Origin of the sequence: Nesterenkonia massiliensis (genome assembly GCF_000455245.1) — a bacterium.
GTDB classification, from domain to species: Bacteria; Actinomycetota; Actinomycetes; order Actinomycetales; family Micrococcaceae; genus Nesterenkonia; species Nesterenkonia rhizosphaerae.
Map to the genome: position 1 here is coordinate 114,624 of NZ_HG005166.1, position 18,169 is coordinate 132,792.

15 protein-coding genes are annotated in these 18,169 nt (G+C 62.2%); 12 read left to right on the forward strand and 3 right to left on the reverse strand.

What is annotated here, in order from left to right:
* Nucleotides 1-283 precede the first annotated feature (283 nt).
* Nucleotides 284-805: a 50S ribosomal protein L10 gene (gene rplJ, locus TX78_RS03720; RefSeq protein WP_044493828.1), complete on the forward strand. Its 522-nt coding sequence runs from the start codon at nucleotides 284-286 to the stop codon at nucleotides 803-805.
* A 152-nt stretch (nucleotides 806-957) separates the two neighbouring features.
* Nucleotides 958-1,344 carry a 50S ribosomal protein L7/L12 gene (gene rplL / locus TX78_RS03725; RefSeq protein ID WP_044493829.1) on the forward strand — a complete coding sequence of 129 codons (387 nt, stop codon included), beginning with the start codon at nucleotides 958-960 and terminating at the stop codon, nucleotides 1,342-1,344.
* Nucleotides 1,345-1,411: 67 nt separating this feature from the next.
* Here rplL and TX78_RS03730 read toward each other — a convergent pair whose 3' ends face one another.
* Both TX78_RS03730 and TX78_RS03735 read right to left on the reverse strand, forming a co-directional pair.
* Nucleotides 1,412-1,879: a hypothetical protein gene (locus TX78_RS03730; RefSeq protein ID WP_158644293.1), complete on the reverse strand. Its 468-nt coding sequence runs from the start codon at nucleotides 1,877-1,879 to the stop codon at nucleotides 1,412-1,414.
* Nucleotides 1,872-3,554: a PspC domain-containing protein gene (locus tag TX78_RS03735; protein WP_044493834.1), complete on the reverse strand. Its 1,683-nt coding sequence runs from the start codon at nucleotides 3,552-3,554 to the stop codon at nucleotides 1,872-1,874. Before TX78_RS03735 ends, TX78_RS03730 begins: the two co-directional genes overlap by 8 nt.
* 136 nt (nucleotides 3,555-3,690) lie before the next feature.
* Here TX78_RS03735 and TX78_RS03740 point away from each other — a divergent pair, with 136 nt between their 5' ends.
* The 8 genes from TX78_RS03740 to TX78_RS03775 all read left to right on the forward strand — a co-directional run bounded on the left by TX78_RS03740 (nucleotide 3,691) and on the right by TX78_RS03775 (nucleotide 12,865).
* Nucleotides 3,691-5,031, forward strand: coding sequence for an ATP-binding protein (locus tag TX78_RS03740; RefSeq protein WP_044493836.1), 1,341 nt, complete (start codon nucleotides 3,691-3,693; stop codon nucleotides 5,029-5,031).
* On the forward strand, nucleotides 5,028-5,693 hold the full coding sequence (locus tag TX78_RS03745) for a LuxR C-terminal-related transcriptional regulator (protein ID WP_044493839.1): 666 nt from the start codon (nucleotides 5,028-5,030) through the stop codon (nucleotides 5,691-5,693). The genes TX78_RS03740 and TX78_RS03745 overlap by 4 nt, the downstream gene beginning before the upstream one ends.
* 197 nt (nucleotides 5,694-5,890) lie before the next feature.
* Entirely contained in the window at nucleotides 5,891-7,015 is a 1,125-nt protein-coding gene (locus TX78_RS03750) for an extracellular solute-binding protein (protein ID WP_233722153.1), read from the forward strand.
* The gene (locus TX78_RS03755; RefSeq protein WP_069956236.1) at nucleotides 7,012-8,079 is read left to right on the forward strand and encodes an ABC transporter ATP-binding protein; all 1,068 of its coding nucleotides are present in this window, start codon (nucleotides 7,012-7,014) and stop codon (nucleotides 8,077-8,079) included. Before TX78_RS03750 ends, TX78_RS03755 begins: the two co-directional genes overlap by 4 nt.
* Before the next feature lie 23 nt (nucleotides 8,080-8,102).
* Entirely contained in the window at nucleotides 8,103-9,938 is a 1,836-nt protein-coding gene (locus tag TX78_RS03760) for an ABC transporter permease (protein ID WP_233722180.1), read from the forward strand.
* On the forward strand, nucleotides 9,938-10,771 hold the full coding sequence (locus tag TX78_RS03765; protein ID WP_044493843.1) for a glycerophosphodiester phosphodiesterase family protein: 834 nt from the start codon (nucleotides 9,938-9,940) through the stop codon (nucleotides 10,769-10,771). The genes TX78_RS03760 and TX78_RS03765 overlap by 1 nt, the downstream gene beginning before the upstream one ends.
* Nucleotides 10,768-11,889 carry a LacI family DNA-binding transcriptional regulator gene (locus tag TX78_RS03770; protein ID WP_081652546.1) on the forward strand — a complete coding sequence of 374 codons (1,122 nt, stop codon included), beginning with the start codon at nucleotides 10,768-10,770 and terminating at the stop codon, nucleotides 11,887-11,889. The genes TX78_RS03765 and TX78_RS03770 overlap by 4 nt, the downstream gene beginning before the upstream one ends.
* A 1-nt stretch (nucleotide 11,890) precedes the next feature.
* Complete coding sequence (locus TX78_RS03775) at nucleotides 11,891-12,865, forward strand: phosphodiesterase (RefSeq protein ID WP_324603307.1); 975 nt, start codon at nucleotides 11,891-11,893, stop codon at nucleotides 12,863-12,865.
* Between the two features lie 88 nt (nucleotides 12,866-12,953).
* Here TX78_RS03775 and TX78_RS03780 read toward each other — a convergent pair whose 3' ends face one another.
* Entirely contained in the window at nucleotides 12,954-14,009 is a 1,056-nt protein-coding gene (locus TX78_RS03780; RefSeq protein WP_044493845.1) for a LacI family DNA-binding transcriptional regulator, read from the reverse strand.
* Nucleotides 14,010-14,253: 244 nt separating this feature from the next.
* Here TX78_RS03780 and TX78_RS03785 point away from each other — a divergent pair, with 244 nt between their 5' ends.
* Complete coding sequence (locus TX78_RS03785; protein WP_044493848.1) at nucleotides 14,254-15,876, forward strand: HAD family hydrolase; 1,623 nt, start codon at nucleotides 14,254-14,256, stop codon at nucleotides 15,874-15,876.
* A 172-nt stretch (nucleotides 15,877-16,048) separates the two neighbouring features.
* On the forward strand, nucleotides 16,049-18,157 hold the full coding sequence (locus tag TX78_RS03790) for an ABC transporter substrate-binding protein (RefSeq protein WP_049897427.1): 2,109 nt from the start codon (nucleotides 16,049-16,051) through the stop codon (nucleotides 18,155-18,157).
* The last annotated feature ends 12 nt before the right edge of the window (nucleotides 18,158-18,169 follow it).

The following is an 18,169-nucleotide window of genomic DNA, read 5'->3' on the forward strand; positions in this document are numbered from 1 at the left end:
ACCAAAGACCGCCGGTCGTTGTTGTCGTGTGGAAATCAGTTGGCTCTGAGTTTCACGGTCACCAGGACGAGTTCCTGGGGTGCGACACAACTGTAAAGACCCTCTGGGGCGACCTGCGCAGGTGCAACGAAAGCCGCTGAAGATCCTTCGAACAGATGATCTCTGGAAGAAGGAACTGTCTGTGAGCCCCGTGCGTCTGCGCATCGGGGCTTTTTTCTTGCCTGAAGGCAGAAGAAACTCCGCGCACCGAGACTGACCGGCCTGTGAATTCGGAAGGAGTGCCATGGCGAATCCTGAGAAGGCTGCCGCCGTCGAGGAGCTGAAGGAACTGTTCAGCAACTCGACTGCTGCCGTGCTCACGGAATACCGCGGCCTCTCCGTGGCCCAGCTGCAGAACCTGCGCCGGTCCGTGCGAGAGAACGCGAACTACGCCGTGGTGAAGAACACGCTGACCGAGATCGCAGCCAAGGAGCTCGGCATCGATGCCTTCGATGGCAAGATGTCTGGCCCCTCTGCGATTGCGTTCGTCCACGGCGATGCTGTGGATGTGGCTAAGGCCCTGCGTGACTTTGCCAAGGACAACCCCCAGCTCATCGTCAAGGGCGGCTACATGGATGGCCAGGCTCTGGACGAGGCTGGTGTGAAGAAGCTCGCGGATCTTGAATCCCGTGAGGTTCTGCTCGGCAAGCTGGCTGGTGCCTTCATCGGCGCGCAGTCCAAGGCTGCTGCTACTTTCCAGGCTCCGATCTCCAAGATCGTGCGCACTGCGGAAGCCCTGCGCGTCAAGCAGGAAGAAGCTGCCTGAGTCTCTGCCGAGACCCGACGGATCAACTCACCGGCGTAGTGGTGGGTCCCGTCACCTTCGACTGTACGCAGTCCGAGACAAACCAAGATCCGCGTGTGCCACACAGGGTCCAGACTGGCCCGGCACAACAGATATAAGAAGGAGCGCCACCCATGGCGAAGATGAGCAACGAAGAACTGATCGAGCAGTTCAAGGAGATGTCGCTGATCGAGCTCTCTGAGTTCGTGAAGCTGTTCGAGGAGACCTTCGACGTGACCGCAGCCGCTCCGGTTGCTGTTGCAGGTGCAGCCCCGGCTGCTGGCGGCGAGGCCGCTGCTGCTGAAGAGCAGACCGAGTTCGACGTCATCCTCGAGGCCGCTGGTGACAAGAAGATCGGCGTCATCAAGGAGGTGCGCGGCCTGACCTCCCTCGGTCTGAAGGAGGCCAAGGAGCTGGTCGACGGCGCACCGAAGGCCGTGCTCGAGGGCGTGGACAAGGATGCCGCTGAGAAGGCCAAGGAGGCCCTGGAGGGCGCCGGCGCCACCGTCACCCTGAAGTGACACTCATCGCATAGATAAAAGGACCCCCGGAGATTTTCTCCGGGGGTCCTTTTATGTGCTGTGCGTTCTAGATGCGCTGCCCAGGCTTGGGTTTCAGACCTGCTATCACAAGCGTCAGGCCTGCCAAGGTGCAGATCACCAATGCCACGGTGATGGGGTCAACACTGACTGAAAAGACCACCGAGGCGATGACCCACATCGCCAGCAACAGGCAGATGACCCCGAATACCATCGTCCCGGTGCGGATGCCGGGCTTCTCCCTGTCGGTAGTACGCGGATATACCGACGACGGTCCAACCGGGGTCGTTGGCCCGCTGGAGTACACGCTGCTGTGCTGCTGCATTTCTGCACGCTGCCACCAGCGGGGCTTCCGCTCTGGTTCCTTCCAGGTGAAGTCCATCTCTGACTGAGCCTTCAGGGACTCGGCAAGCAGCGCATCGACGTCCTTGGGTTCGCTCGGGCTGGGCATAGACGCGGTGGGCTGATGCCTGGTGCCCAGCGGGCATGTGGCGTCGTCGTTCGTTCTGTTATTCATCATCGGTCACCTCTTCCTGCCACTGCAGGTAGTTCTCATAATTGTCGTCCAACTCCAGTTCGCGCAGCCAGGACCGGTACTCAGGGTCCATGAATCCGGTGTCGTGGTACTCCTCGAGCTGCGGGTCCTGTTCGTCCTCGTCGTCCCAGTAGCTCTCGTCCCAGTTGCCCAGGACCTCCTGGTCATAGGTGCTGGCGTCGTAGATGGTGAGGTTGCCGAATGCCGAGTTCAAGTTGAGTTCGATGGTGTCCGTCGGCACGGTGGGTCCTTCATTGCCGAAGTCCACGTCAGGGGTTCCGAAGCCCGCCACGTTGTGCCAAAAGTCCCCGGCCCGGATCTCCATATTGCTGAGAGCATGAGCGTTCTTGGTCACCACATGCGTATTATCCGGAACGATGACTGTGGTGTTGGCGAAGGCCGAGTTGATCTCCACTGAGGTGCTGTATCCCCAGTCCGCATCCTGAGGATCCTCACCGGCCTCCTGAGCCATCTGCTCGCGCAGCTGCCGCAGATCCACAGTGGTGTTGGAGAACGCCGTGTTCACTGACTGGCTTTCGCTGTAGTAGTCGCCGAAGACGTAGTTGGCGCCGCGGCCATCGATGCCGGTGCTGTATCCGGAGAAGAGCACCATCATCAGCACCGTGAAAATCATCAACAGTCCGGTGCGGCCCTTCCGGCCTCGTAGCCCGGAGACAATATTGGCCAGCCCCAGCAAAGCCACCAGACCGGCCAGTGCCACCAGCACTGCAGTGGGGCTGGAAAGACCGACGCCCGCTCCGAACCAGGCAGCAGCTGCCAGCAGCGGAAGGGCCAGCAGCAGGATGCCTAAGGTCACCAGACGACGACGCCGGCGCGCCTCGCGCTCGCGAGGGTCCTCAGCAGGCTCCGGCGCTTCCGCGGGGGTGACCGGTGCGCTGTACCCTGCGGGTTTGCTGCGCGTTCCTGCAGCGGCTCCGGCGTAGCCACCTGCTGCAGGCCCCGTCGCTGAAGAGGTTGGATCACCGTGCTCGGCCGCCGAGCTGGCAGCGGCGCCAGCCGTCTCCTTGGGATACCAGGCGGGTTTGCCGTCGGGCCGCTGTGCGTTGCGTGCTGAGCCGTCGTCGTCCGCGGACGAGCCTGCTGACGACTCAGCGGGAGAAAAAGGGCGGGAGCCGGTCCCGGTGTGCCCGCGGCCTGCGTCTGGAGCGTCATAGGGGGAGGGGGCGTCGCTGTGTCGCCAGTTGCGGAAGACCAGATACACCACCCAAGCCACTACGCCCAGGATCATCAGGTTCAGCAGCACTGCGAAGGGGCCAGCAATGCTCACCGGAGTGAAGACATTGACCGCACCGATCAGGGTGAGAGCGGCCGCGCCCCACAGCCCGCTCGGGTACTCCCCGCGAAGCGCCTGCTGTGCGTGGATCCGACCGTGGGTATCCGGCAGGAATAACCACGCGAGACCGTAGATCAGTGCAGTGGGGGAGAAGAAGAGGATGAAGGCGACGACGCCGAGGCCGCGCACCAGGGCGGCGTCCCAGCCCAAGCGCTGGGCTGCCGCAGCGAACACACCCCCGGCCCAGCCGCCTTCGGGTCGGCTGATGCCTGTGGAGCGGATCCAGTTGAAGAGCTGATGCCCGGCCTCGGGTCGACCCGGACCGGGTTCGCCGTGCGGGGCGGAGGAGTATGCGTTGTCCATGCTTCAAGCTTGCCGCTGGAGATGCATTGTCCGCTATGCGGGTTCCCCCTGATTCACCCCTGATCTGCGGAGCTTGTGGCCCGGAATCTTGCCTCCAACGAGGGTTTGATAGCGGTGCCCGTGGCAGGATGGCCCTATGAACCCCGAGACTGCAGCATCGCCGCGTCCCGCCCTGGTGCGCCCGCCGCTGCGCCGTGCTGTCGGCACGCCGGTGGCCGGTGTGTGTCTTGGGCTTTCCCGGCATCTTGGATTTTCGGTCCCCGTGGTGCGTGTGGTGATGATTCTGCTAACCCTGGCCGGCGGTGTGGGGCTGCTGCTCTACTGCTGGCTCTGGATCTTTGTGCCAAGCGATCAGGAACCGGTCCCCGAGGCAGCTGCCCGGGGTCTCAGCGGTCCTGCAGTGCAGGGTGCAGAGGCTGCAAGTTCCTCCCATACTGCAGCGAATAGCGACGACGCCGCCTGGGAGAGTCGGGATCGGCAGGTTCGTGACAAACAGCTGCTGGATTCCTTGACCAGTTCCCCTGAGGTGCTGCTTGGGGGGCTGCTGCTGGGTGCGGGTGTGCTGCTGATGCTGCAGATGGTCGGGGTTGAGATCGACTTCCGGATGATTGTGCCTCCTGCGGTGCTGCTGATCGGCGTGCTGCTGGCATGGTCGCAGCTTGATCGCAGCACATCCGGGCAGGCGGCACGAGGTGAGAGCACGCGCGCCGGTGCGCTGTGGCAGGTGGTCGCAGGCGCATTTCTGGTGCTGATAGCGGTAGTGGTCATCGCGGCGGGCATGGTGTCCGGGGGAAATCTGATCCTGGGACTGGTGCTGGCCGCTATGCTGCTGGCCGGCCTGGCATTGGTGGTGGCGCCCTGGCTGATTCGGCTCTATCGCACCTCCAATCTCGAGCGAGCCCGTGCTGCGGCTGAGGCAGAACGCGCAGATATCGCGGCACATCTGCATGACTCAGTGCTGCAGACACTGGCCATGATTCAGAAGCAGAAAGCGGATCCGGCCGCCGTCGAACGTCTTGCCCGCAGCCAGGAGAGGCAGCTGCGCGCATGGCTGTACCGGCAGAATGCGGCCGACTCAGGGACGTTGAAAGATCAGCTGTTGGCAGTTGCCGCTGAGCTTGAAGAGGTGCATTCGGTGCCGGTGGAGGTGGTCGCTGTGGGCGATTCCCAGCGCAGTGATCATTCCGCTCTTGTGGCCGCAGCCCGGGAAGCCATCCTCAATGCCATCAAGCACGCTGGCCCGGCCTCGGTGTATATCGAGTCCAATGCGCGAGAGGATGCGGTCTTTGTTCGTGACAGGGGCGCAGGTTTTGATGTCGAGTCCATTGGAGAGGATCGGCTTGGCGTCCGGGAGTCGATTATCGGCCGGATGAAGCGAGCAGGCGGGCACGCACGGATCCGCTCCAGTGCTCGCGGCACAGAAGTGGAACTGTGCATCCCCGTAGATTCCCCCAGCACCCAGGAGAGCACCGCATGAGCACCCCAGCACCTGTTCGTCGTGTCGTGATTGTTGATGATCACGCAATTTTTCGCACCGGGCTGCGCGCTGAGCTTGCCGGTTGTGTTGATGTGGTGGCCGAGGCTCCCGACGTCGAATCTGCTGCCGCGGTGATCCGCCAGCAGGTTCCTGAAGTGGTGCTTCTTGATGTGCATTTGCCCGGTGGCACCGGCGGGGGCGGGGCTGAAGTGGTCAAGCTGTGCCGGGACCTTCTGGAGGAAGTGAAGTTCCTGGCCATCAGCGTTTCTGACCAGGCCGAAGACGTCGTCTCGGTGATCCGAGCTGGCGCCAGAGGCTACGTCACCAAGACCATCAGTGCCGCAGAGCTCGTGGAGGCAGTGGAATCCGTGGCCTCCGGGGATGCGGTGTTCTCGCCTCGACTGGCGGGTTTTGTGCTGGATGCCTTTGGCACCTCCGGTGTGGTGGAGGACGTCCGCGATGAAGAGCTGGACAGACTCTCAGCACGTGAGGTGGAAGTCATGCGGCTGATCGCCCGGGGTTACACCTACCGGGAGATTGCCTCAGACCTGTTCATCTCCATTAAGACCGTGGAAACCCACGTCTCCAAGGTGCTCCGCAAACTGCAGCTGTCCAGCCGACATGAGCTGACCCGCTGGGCCGAACAGCGTCGCATCGTCTGAGCGCCCACGGTGACGGCAGCTCGTCGCCATCGCGCATAGGAGTTTGACCGAAGCACTGTGTAACTGGTTGCCCAGAATTCACCTGTTTGTCACGTTTTGCTTAGGTCCATGTCATGGAGACTGCGCACACTCTGACTTGTGCGGGAGCGTTCCCGCACTTTCGCTCCTGAGATCCCATGACACAGAAAGATGCGCAAATGACACTCCCCTTGATGTCCCGTCGGGCACGCAACGGACTTGCGGCAGCCGGCGTGCTCGGCCTGTTGGCTCTGACCGCTTGTGGCGGCGACGCCAACGAATCCGCGGAGGCTTCCGCAGATGATGTCCAGGCAAACGGCTCTACTCTTGTGGTCTACACCAACTCCGATTCCCACACCAACGCCGAGGGACAGCAGTCAGCCGACTGGCTCACCGAGCGTGCTGCCGAGGAAGGCTTCGAGATCGAAGTTGTCGGCATTGGGGGCGGCGATCTCACCAACCGTCTCATCGCTGAGGCGGGTAATCCCGTGGCGGACGTGGTATTCGGTTTGAACCACGTCTTCTTCTCGCAGCTGGTAGCAGCTGAGGCCATCGCGCCGTATACCCCTGAATGGGCACAGGACGTATCTGATCCTGCATTGGGCGATCCTTCGGGCGAAGGCTACTTCCATCCAATCGTCCAGCAGGGCATTCCCCTGGTGTACAACCTCGATGCGGTCAGCCCTGAAGAAGCTCCTTCCGACTGGACTGACCTGTGGAGCGACGAACAGTGGCACGGACGCTACGAGAGCGTCATCGACCTCGGCGGCGCGACTACCCAAATGGTGTTCTCCGGCATTCTCACCCGCTATCAGGATCCGGAAGGGGAGCTCGGCATCTCTGATGAGGGATGGGAGCAGGTCGAGTTGTATTTCGAACACGGCAACAGTGCCGTTCCAGAGACTGATGCTTGGGTTCGCCTGGCCGATAGGGAAGTCGACATGGCGCAGCAGCCCGGCACCTCATCCATCTTCAATCGAGAAGACCAGTACGGTATCGAAGTCGGCATGATGGAACCTGAGATCGGTATTCCCTTCGCCGTGGAGCAGGTTGCGGTGGTGAACGGCACCGATCAGGAAGATCAGGCACAGGAATTCGTCGACTGGTTCGGAAGTGCTGAGATCCAGGCGGAGTGGAGCGAGAACTTCGGCTCGATGCCAGCCATCCAGGGTGCTATCGATCAGGCCGATGAGCAGATCGTAGAGCTTCACGAGAATCTGCAGATCCAGGACATCGATTGGGAATTTGTCGCTGAGAACCTGCCCGCGTGGATCGAGAAGATCGAGCTCGAGTACATCCCGTGATCCGCTACGAGAACGTCGGAGTCCAGTTCGGGGACTTCACCGCAATCCCAGATCTGAGTCTGGAGGTGGCCAAGGGGGAGTTCTTCACCCTTCTCGGCCCCTCAGGGTGCGGCAAGACCACTGCTCTGCGCACCCTGGCAGGTTTCGTCACCCCCACCCGCGGGGATGTCTACGTGGACAACAAGCGCGTTACCCACCTGCCCAGTGACAAGCGCCAGGTGGGGATGGTGTTTCAGAACTACGCCTTGTTCCCCTCGATGAACGTGTGGGAGAACATCGCCTTCGGCCTGAAGCTTCGCAAGCACAACAGAAGCGAACGCCAGAAACTCGTAGCCGATGTCGCCCGCAGGGTAGACCTCACCGAGGAGCAGCTGGAGAAGAACCCCGCCGAGCTTTCCGGCGGCCAGCAACAGCGCGTGGCCATCGCTCGGGCGCTGGTTCTGCAGCCGAAGATACTGCTGCTGGATGAACCGCTGTCCAACCTCGACGCTAAACTGCGTCATCAACTGCGGGCCCAGCTGAAAGAGCTGCAGTCAGAGTTCGGCATCACTACCGTGTACGTCACCCATGATCAGGACGAGGCACTCACGATGTCGGACCGCATCGCAGTGTTCAACCGTGGCCGTGTGGAGCAAGTCGGTGCGCCTCGCGAAATCTACGATAGCTCCGCTACAGAGTTCGTCTGCACCTTCATCGGCGCTGCTACGTCACTCAGCGCTGAACTAACCCCCGTGCTGGGGCTGCGTCCTGGGCTATCCAGCTATCTTCGGCTGGAGAAGGCGCTGCTAGAGACCGAAGGGTCTCCGCTGCCGGTCGGATATGCACGATTCACCGGCACTGTGCTGGCACAGGCGTATCACGGCACGCACACCATCTACACCGTGGAAGTTCTCGGAACCGAGTTGAAGATCCTCCAACGAGAGGACGGGGCGGCACGTCCTGAACCAGGGCAGACGGTGGAGGTAGGCATCCACCCCAGGCACGTGCTCAGCTATGCGATATCCGATGATCACGGTCAGGACGCTGCAGCTCACGCGGTAAGAACCACTTCGGCAGGGGCGTGAGTATGAAGTCCACCGTGAAGCAGATGCTTAAGTCTCCCTTCGCAGTCGTCAGCTTGCTGATCCTGAGCTGGTTCGTCGTCGCGCTGCTCCTGTGGCCAAATATCAACCTACTGTTCGAGACGTTCTTCCCCGCCGGCGAATTCTCGGGCCGGGCCGTTGAGCGCATCCTGTCCTCGGAAAGAGCGATGCGTTCTCTATGGAACTCACTACTGCTGGCATTGGCCCTGGCCGTGTCCACCAACGTAGTCGGAGTTTTCATCGTGCTGGTGACTAAGTACTTCCACATCCGCGGTAGCCGGATCCTGTGGCTGGGGTACGCGACCACGCTCGTCTACGGCGGCATCGTAGTCGCCGCGGCCTACCGCTTCATCTATGGCAGCGACGGTATTGTCACCGAAGCCCTGCTGCAGATTCTTCCTGGAATGGACCCCGATTGGTTCCAAGGCTTCTTCGCTGTGCTGGTCGTCATGACTTTTGCGACGACGACCAATCACCTGCTGTTTCTCTCGTCGGCGATCGCCAAAGTAGACCAGCAGACTATTGAAGCAGCAAAGAACATGGGCGCAGGAGACTGGACCATTCTTCGCAGGGTGGTACTCCCCACGGTCAAGCCGATGATCTTCGCGATCACCATCCTCAGCTTCCTCACCGGGCTGGGGGCTCTGTCCGCCCCGATTGTCTTAGGCGGCCGAGACTTCCAAACGATCGCCCCGATGATCCTCTCCTTCGCGAGTTCACCACACTCACGGGATCTGGCTGCCCTCATGGCTCTGGTGCTAGGGATGGCGACAATCGCGGTGCTGGTATTCCTCACCCGTATGGAAGCAGGCGGCACCTACTTCTCCCTGTCCAAAGTGGCTACTCCACTGGATAAACAGAGAATCTCCAATCCAGTGGCGAACCTGGCCGTTCATGCAGGGGCCTATGCTCTCTTCCTCATCTACATCGCGCCCCCGGTCCTCATAGTTCTCTACTCGTTCGTGGACTCCTACAGCATCGAGACCAATGCTTTCGCAGTGGCCAATATGTCCTGGGAGAACTATCAGCGGGTCCTCACCCAGCCCAATGCGCTGCGTCCCTTCCTGGTCTCCATCACTTACAGCGCCCTGGCCTCGGCCATCGTCGGCGTCGGGCTGTTAGTCGTCGTGCGGATTCTGGTGAAGTACCGCAACGGAGTCTCGACAACATTTGAATACCTGCTGCATGTGCCGTGGTTGCTCCCCGGCGCGATGATCGCCCTGGGGCTTATCCTCAGTTTCGACACATCGAGTCCGTTGCTGTTCAATAACGCCCTCAGCGGCACCCCGGTCATTCTGCTGGTCGCCTATGTGATCATCAAGATCCCCTTCACTCTGCGTCTGATGAAGGCTGCCTTCGCCTCCATCAACCACTCTTTGGAGGAGGCTGCAGTGCTGATGGGCGCAGGGAACTGGACGATCTTCCGGAGAATCCTGCTGCCTGCGGTGCTGCCAGTGGCAGCTGCTGTTTTCGGATTGAACTTCATCTCTCTGGTGGATGACTACGACACCACCGTTTTCCTGGCGCATCCGCTCTATCAGCCGCTGGGTCCGGTCATTCACCAAAACACCCAATCCACGACAGACCTCAACGCTCGCGCCAACACCTTCGTCTACACAGTGCTGATCATGGTGATCTCCACGGCGGTCATGTGGTTGGTCTATGGAAGGACGACTACGCAACGGCGTCGTCGTCCACGGGGGCAGCGAGAAGCTCCTTCAGGAAGTGAACACGTTCCATCGGTGGCGCGCTTGGTCCATCAGCCGGTCCCCGGCGCGCAAGCCACCGGGTATGCACCTGCGGCCGCAGCTGCACCGGCAGGAGCGGAGCCGCGATCGTGATGCTGAACAAGTGCCTCGCAGCTAGTGCGGGTTTCCTGATTTTGGCTCATCGCGGCACCGTGTCTGGCCTGGTGGTGGAGAACACACCGCAGGCAGTGATAGCAGCTCTACGATCAGGCGCTGATGCCGTGGAGATCGATGTCATTCGGTCAGCGGACGGAGAGTTCTTCGCATTCCACGACGGCGCCGAGCAGCGGTTGCTCGGCACTGACCTCGATCTTCGCAGCTGTCCAGCCGAGGAGATCCGGGCACTGAGGTACATTCACGCCGATCGTGAGGCCAGCACTGCTCGGGTTGCCACCTTGGAGGAGATCCTCAGGGCGTTGCCGCCGTCAGGCGTGGTGAACCTCGATCGGTCCTGGGATTGGTGGACCGAGATGCTGCCGTATCTGGACAGGCAGAACGTGACAGATCACGTGCTACTGAAATGCTCGGCACATGACAACCGCGCCTTGAGTGTTCTTGCCGATCACCCGGAGCCGTATCAGCTGATGCCCATATGCCGTAGCGTCGCAGACCTGCACCGTGTGCTGGCGATTCCACAAATCAACACTGTCGCAGTCGAGCTGATTGCTGATAGCCCCGAGCACGAGCTCGCAGACCCCACTTTCATCGCTGAGCTTCGGGACCGGGGATTGATCGTCACCGCCAACGCCGAAATGCTCACCGATGGGATTCCCCTGTTTGCCGGGTACGACGATGAAACGTCCCTCTTTGTCGATCCCGAGGAAGGCTGGGGACATCTGGTTGATCTGGGCATTACGATGATTCAGACCGACTGGCCCTGGCTATTAGCCGACTACCGGCGACGACGCCTGGAGCGTGCTGCGTGAGACCTGACACAGACCCCAGCACGCCGCCCACTATTGATGATGTCGCCCATGCCGCAGGCGTCTCAAAATCTACCGTCTCCCGAGCGTTGCTGGGGAGGGGACGAGTCTCGGAGGGCACTCAGGCCAAGGTCCGCCAAGCTGCCCTGAGACTGGGCTATGTGCCTAATGTGATGGCTGCAGGACTGGCGCATCAGACATCCACCACAATTGGGCTGATGCTCAGGGATGCTTCGAACCCGGCCTACGGTCTGCTGTTCACCCGGTTGCATCAGGAAGCCCGGAATGCGGGGTTGCACCTGGTCTCCACCACTATCAGCTCCGACCCCACGGATCCCGGTCCGGAACAGATCACCAGCCTGCATTGGCTTGTGGGCTTGCGTGTTTCCGGACTGATCGTCTCCACCGGCGGGGTCAGTAGCGAAGAACTCGAACCTTTTCACGCTCGCCTTCCCATCCTTCGCGCCGGCCGCCCGGAGTCCAGCTCCTATTTGCATGCGGTCTCCTATGACGAGGTCCGCGCAGGGACTGAGATCGCCGAACTCGTGGCAACTGCCGGCCACCGTGCAGCTGCTGTGCTTCAGTCGCCTGCGCAGTTGTCCTATCCCGAATTCGTGCGCGCAGATGCAATGGCTCGTGCCCTACGTGCCCGCGGAGTTCATGTCCATGAGATCCCGCTCGGGCAGCAGAATGACGACGCCGTCGCCCACGCCCTGGATCTGGTCCGCAGTGGTGAAGTCACCGCCGTGCTGTGTCCCAACGACCTGAGGCAGCTAGAGGTCATGAGGACCTTCAGCGCCGCGGGTCTTCACGCTCCAGAGGATTACTCCGTCACCGGGTGCGACGGGGTCCTGCCCGGCATTGACCTCATGGGACTCTCCACCTACCGCATCGGGGTGGAGAAGCTGGCCGAACGCACGGTGGCTCAGCTTCAGAGCCTGCTGCAGAAGCGCCCTGCTGCCCAGGATCCTTCAGCCGCGCCCGTTGGCAGTGACATGCAAGGCCATGCCGCCCCAGGGGTGGCAGAGGCAGGCCAGTCAGTTGTGCGTGAGTTGATTCCGGGCACGCTGGTTCCCGGGCGTACCGTCGGCGCACCCCGCCGAGCATCATCGAAAGGCTAGGATGAACCGTTTTCCCGAACAGCAGAGTTCCGCACTGCCCGACCCTGGTCAGTCTGAACAGTCGACCACGATGGTCCCTGTCGAACTTCCCCGACTGCGCGCCGCCGAATACCCGCGTCCGCGGCATTTCATAGTGCATATCTCCGATACTCACTTCGTGCGACCGGGTGAGCTGCTCTCCGGAACTGGCGACCCGCGGGCCCGGTTGAGGCAGCTGGTGACTTCTCTGGTGGACAGTGGCGTCCAACCGGAGGCAATCATCATCACCGGCGACCTCGCTGACCTTGGGGAGCCTGAAGCCTACCGGGACTTACGATCGGTGCTGGAGCCTGCGGCGAGGAGGTTGGGGGCCGAGTTGATCTGGGTGATGGGCAACCACGATCATCGCGAAGCCATGTATGAGCATCTCCTCGACGAAGCACCCTCGGGTGCGCCCTATGACCGGGTGGTCATGATCGGCGGGCTGCGCATTGTGGTCCTGGACAGCACGGTGCCGGGCTACGCTCACGGTGAGATCACCGACGAACAGCTGCAGTGGCTCACACAGGTACTAGCGGAACCGTCACCTGAAGGCACCATCCTGGCGCTGCACCATCCGCCGGTTCCCTGCGTGCAGGACTTGGCCATCACCGTCGAACTGCGCGATCAGCAACGGTTGGCGACAGTGCTCCGGGGTTCGGATGTTCGCGCCATTCTCGGCGGACACTTGCACTACTCCACCTCTGCGACCTTTGCGGGAATACCGGTCTCGGTGGCAGCCGCCACCTGCTACACGCAGGACTTGTTCACGCCGGGACGTGGAACACGTGGGCGCGATGCCGCACAGGCAGTTCATCTAGTCCACGTTTACGACCACACGATCATGCACTCTGTGGCACCCGTCGCCGGAGGGGTGACGGTCGGGAGGCACGTTGACGCTGTAGAGACTGCCCGAATTCTGGCAGCGGAAGGGCTGTACATTCCAGACTGCGTCTGAGGAAGGCCCTCCCTATTCAGCGGGCCAGCCAGGCTCGACCCTATTCAGCGGGCCAGCCAGGCTCGACGGGAACCGGAGGCGTTCGGCGTCATCCATTGCGTGGGGCAGCGGTGGAGGCCCGGACCTCCAGGGACGGCGCAATGGTGATGTGCCGATCCTCTATCCGGCCGCCGATCCTCTCCAGCAGCATCTCCAAAGCCATCCGCCCCATCTCAGTGCGAGGTTGATCCACGCTGGTCAGCTGCGGGCGGAGCATTCTGCACACGCTGGAATTGTCATAGCCGACCACGCTGAGCTGCTCGGGGATACGCAATCCAGCATCCAGACAGGCCCCTACGAGGTCAGCGGCGATCCTGTCGTTCTGGGTAAACACCGCCGTGGGGGCTGAAGCCTCTTCCTGGAGCTGGAAGATGAGGTACTTGATAGCGGCGTCGAGATGCTCAGGTCCTTCGATCTGCGGCTCTATACCGGGCAGCAGGTTCCGCACGATCTCGGAGAAAGCCTGCCTGCGGTGCATCGCAGCCGGACGAGAGGAACCCGTCAGATGGGCAATGCGGGTATGCCCCAGGCTCACCAGATGCTCCACGGCGAGCTTCGCACCGAGCTCATCGTGGTTGGCTACGGTGTCGATTCCGCTGACCCGCTCAGGCAAGCGGCCTACCACGACCAGCGGCACCCGTCTGCCGATTCGCTCTAGGGACTGGGGAGGCACCCAGGAGGACACAATCACCACGCCTTCCACACCCAAGGCCAGGAGCGAAGCCAGCTCCGCCTGCATGCGGTGAGGATCGCGGCGTCCGTGGGCGATCACTAGGCGCAGGTCATTCTCCACGGCGGTGTCTTCGACGCCGAAGGTGAGGTCGCGGTGGTAGCTATTGCCCAGATCTTGCAGCAGCACCCCCACCAGCCCGGTGCGTCCCTGCACCAGGGAACGGGCCCACACATTGGACCGGTAGCCCAGCTCCTGAGCCACCGAGAGGATGTGCTCGCGGGTAGCTTCTGAGACCCCGCGCTGATTGCGAATGGCCAGGGAGACCGCTGACTTCGATACCCCCGCAGCCAGGGCCACATCATGGATCGTGGGCGCTCGGCCAGAGCGACGGCGGGCAGGCACCTTTTCAGGGGCAGAGCGGAGTCCAGTCATCGTGGGGTGAACCTCTTAGTAAGAAAAGCGAGCGATTCAGGTTCAGCGTATGGCGGCTGAAGTGCGCGCGGGCCCGAAACTGGCGCGTTCCAGCGAATTGTCGTGGAACGTTCCAGAGCTGTTTACCTTCGGTACTCCAACGCGTCACCGGGTGTTCGTACTTTCGGACACCGGGCCTTGCTGAAACGTTCCAGCTCCTTAAGGCGTTCAGCCCCGCGAATCACATTCCACCGAGAGGATCCTCATGACGCTCACCTCCCTGCCTGCTGCTCTGCGCAGGACTCCCCGTGCCCTGCTGCTGGACTTCGGGGGAGTGATCATCCTGACGGCAAAGCGTCCCGAGGGTCGCCGCGAGTTCGCGCAGGCCCTGTCCCGTCGGCTCGAAGAGGCCGGGGCACCAGTGGCTGCCGAACGGCTGGAGCAGTGCCTGGCCGCCGGTGCGGCGGGGCTGAAGCACTGGAAGCACTCCTCCTCGCGGCGCCGGGAACCCCGTGAGCTCACCGTGGCAGAGATCATCGGCGACTTCTACTTCAGCGACCTGGAGGATCCGGCCCGGGCGCTGCTGACCGGCTGGGGTGCCGAGCTGCTGGATGAGATGTCCACTGCGCTGACTGACCACAACCTGCGCGACGGCGTGCCGGAGCTCATCAGCTACGCGCAGCAGAACGGCATTGCCTTAGGCATCGTCTCCAATGCGCACTCCGGACGCAGCCACCGCCGACTGTTGACCGCGCTGGGGCTCGACGGCGTGTTCGGGACTCAGATCTATTCGGATGAGGCCGGAATTCGCAAGCCGCACCCAGACATGCTGGGTCGGGCTGCCCGTGGGCTCGGGGTCGACCTCAAAGACGCCTGGTATGTGGGCGACACTATGGACCGCGATCTGGTGGCCGGCCGACGCGCCGGTGTGGGAGCGGTGATCCTCACGCGTTCTCAGCACACCGATAACCCGCCGTTCCCCATTGACGATACGGCCGAGGCCGTCGTCGACAACCCCGCCGAGCTCCTCCAGCTGCTGCAGGCCACTGAGCCGGCGGAAGTCCTCGCGGCTGAATCTGACCCCGCAGTGGATCAGGATGACGCCGCCGGGACTGCTGCCAGCTCCGGTGCCGTGCCGGTGCGAGCCCTGCTGCTGGACCACGGCGGGGTCATTTCCGATACCGTCAAGCCGCAGCAGCCCTTCGCAGAAGCCGCCGAGGCAGTTGAGCAGGCGCTGCTGCGCGCCGGATGCCCCGTGGCGGAAGGCCGCGGGCTGGAGATCATTGAGGCTGCACATCAGCGGTACAAGGAATATAAAGACGCGCAGGAAGCACAGGGCACCTACAAGGAAGTGACCCCGCGGCTTTACTGGGGCGAGTTCACCAAGGAGTCAGTGACCCCGCAGCAGACCGAGGTGCTGCTCGCCGAGGCCGAGTCGCTGCAGATGTCGCTCTACCGCTCCAAATCTCATAAGCGCGAGCGCGAAGGCATCCGGGATCTCCTGCTGCACTGCAAAGAGGCTGGCATCCCGGTGATCATCGTCTCCAACACCATCTGCGGCCGCGGGGTTCGCAGCATCATCGCCGGCTACGGGCTGGATCACCTGGTGGCCGGCTGGGTCTGCTCCGATGAACTCGGGCTTAAGAAACCCCACCCGGACATCTTCCGCTACGCCCTGCGCATGGCCTCAGTGGCCCCCGAAGAGGCCGTGATGGTGGGCGATAAGCCCTTTAACGACGCCATGGGGGCTCAGCAGGTGGGGATCGGTCGCCGCATCCTTACCCGCGGCGGTTCCGGCACTGACGCAGAGCTGCAGCAGGCGCTGGAGACCGGATGGGCTACCTCAGTTGTGGATCATCCCGGGCAGATCCTGGCACTGCTGAACTGAGCGCCGTCGATCACTGGAACGATCCAGTGAATTCCGCAGAATTCTTCCCCGTAAGTCACCAGAGAGTTCACCGAGAGATTACTTAGCGTCCCTAGCGTGACAACTGGAGCGATCCAGAAGCCCTTGGGGCTGTTCGTTCACCACTGGCACACCACACTTGAGAGGCATCACTATGCGATATGCAGCATCGGCAGCCACAGCGCTGACGGTCGCGGCACTGGCGCTGACATCCTGCGGGGCAACCGCCCCGGCAGCGTCAGAGCCCACCGAGGACAACAGCAGCACCGGCCATATCGACACCGGCATGGCCAACGGATCACCAGCCCTGGCAGACCAGCTCACCGCCCCCACTGCAGAGTCCCCGCAGCTCGCCGAGCGTGTCGAGGCCGGGGAGCTCCCCGAGCTGCAGGACCGTATGCCGGCCGAGGCGGTGACCCTGATCGGCAAGGATGGTGTGGGCCAGTACGGCGGCGAGCTGCAGATGGCCATGAACGGCAACGACGATGACTCTCTCATCCGCCGTTACGCTGCCTATGAGCCCATGGTGCGCTGGGATGGTGACTGGTCTTCGGAGCTGACCCCCGGTGTGGCACGGCAGTGGGAGGTCTCTGAAGACGCCACCACCTATACCTTCCACCTGCAGGAGGGCATCCGCTGGTCTGACGGTGAGCCCTTCACCTCTGATGACATTGTCTTCGGTTACCAGGATGTGCTCATGAATGAGGCCCTCACCCCGGGGCCCACTGAGTACCTCATGGACCCGGAAGGCAACTGGCCTGAGGTCACCGCCATTGATGAGCACACTGTGGAGCTGAAGTTCCAGGCCCCGCATGGCTTGTTCCTCATGCAGCTGGCCCGCGCAGAAGAGGATGGAAAGTTCCACCGCTTCCCACGCCACTACCTGGAGCAGTTCCACGCTGACTACAACTCTGATGCCGAGCAGATGGCCGAAGAGGAGGGTTACGAGGACTGGGCGGATATGTTCACCGCCAAGGGCTGGGTCACCCTGGGCACCGGTTTCGACTCCCGGTGGATGAACCCCGAGCTGCCCCAGCTCAACCCGTGGATCATCGAGAATCCCGCCTATGAGGGCACCCGCGTCACCGCAGTGCGCAACCCCTACTACTGGAAGGTTGATGAGGACGGCAACCAGCTGCCCTATATCGACCGCCTGGTCTTCGACGTCTTCGATTCCGCCGAAGTCATCGCCTTCCGCGCAGCAGCCGGAAACATCTCCTACCAGGACCGTCACTTCGATCACGACTTCCGCCCGCTGCTGGCGGAGTCCATGGACGAATATGACTTCAGCCTGATTGATGTCACCTCCACGGATATGAACACCCTGCTGTTCAACTTCAACCACATCCACCCGGATGAGCAGATGCGCGAAGTCTTCACCGACCTGAACTTCAAGGCTGGTCTGAGCCACGCGCTGAATCGCGACGAGATCATCGAGTTGGTCTACTTCGGCCAGGGGGAACCAGCACAGGCTGCCCCGCGTGAGGGCTCCCCGTACTACCACGAGGAACTCGCCACCCAGTACCTAGACTTCGATCTGGACCTGGCTGCTGAGTACCTCGACGAGGTGCTCCCCGATAAGGACGACGACGGCCGCCGCCTCGGCCCAGACGGCACACCATTCACCTTCGCTGTTGATGTGGCCACCGACCGTTCCGTAGAACATGCCCGCGTCCTGGAGCTTGCTCAGGGCCACTGGGCAGAGGTGGGCATCACCATGGAGATCCAGTCGATGGACCGTGACCTGCGTAATGAGCGTCGCGACGCCGGCGAATTCGATGTCTATGTCCGTGACGGCTCAGCCGGCCTGCAGGACGCCATCCTGCGTCCGCACTGGTATATGCCCTACGGCGACTCCGGTGCATACGCCTGGTCCTGGGGTTCGTACTACCTCGACGGCGAGGACGCCGGTGAAGCACCGCCGCAGGACTCCCCGGCATGGCGCCAGTGGGAAATCTACGACGAGATCCTGGTGACCGCTGACCAGGAACGCCAGGCGGAGCTCATGCACGAGCTGCTGGATGTCTCTGCTGAGGCGTTCTGGACTATCGGTGTCTCCACAAGCCCCAACCGGGCCGGCGTCGTCGCCAATGATCTGCGCAACGCACCGCATGAACTCTTCGAAGCCAGCGCTTACCAGAACCCCGGCCCTTCATACCCCGCACTGTGGTGGTGGGAGAACCCGGATGAGGCCGTGGCCGATGACGAGGAAGACGCCCAGGAGTACGTAGACGAGTACGAGGGCGAAGACCTGCCCGAGTAGTCCCGGCGCGAA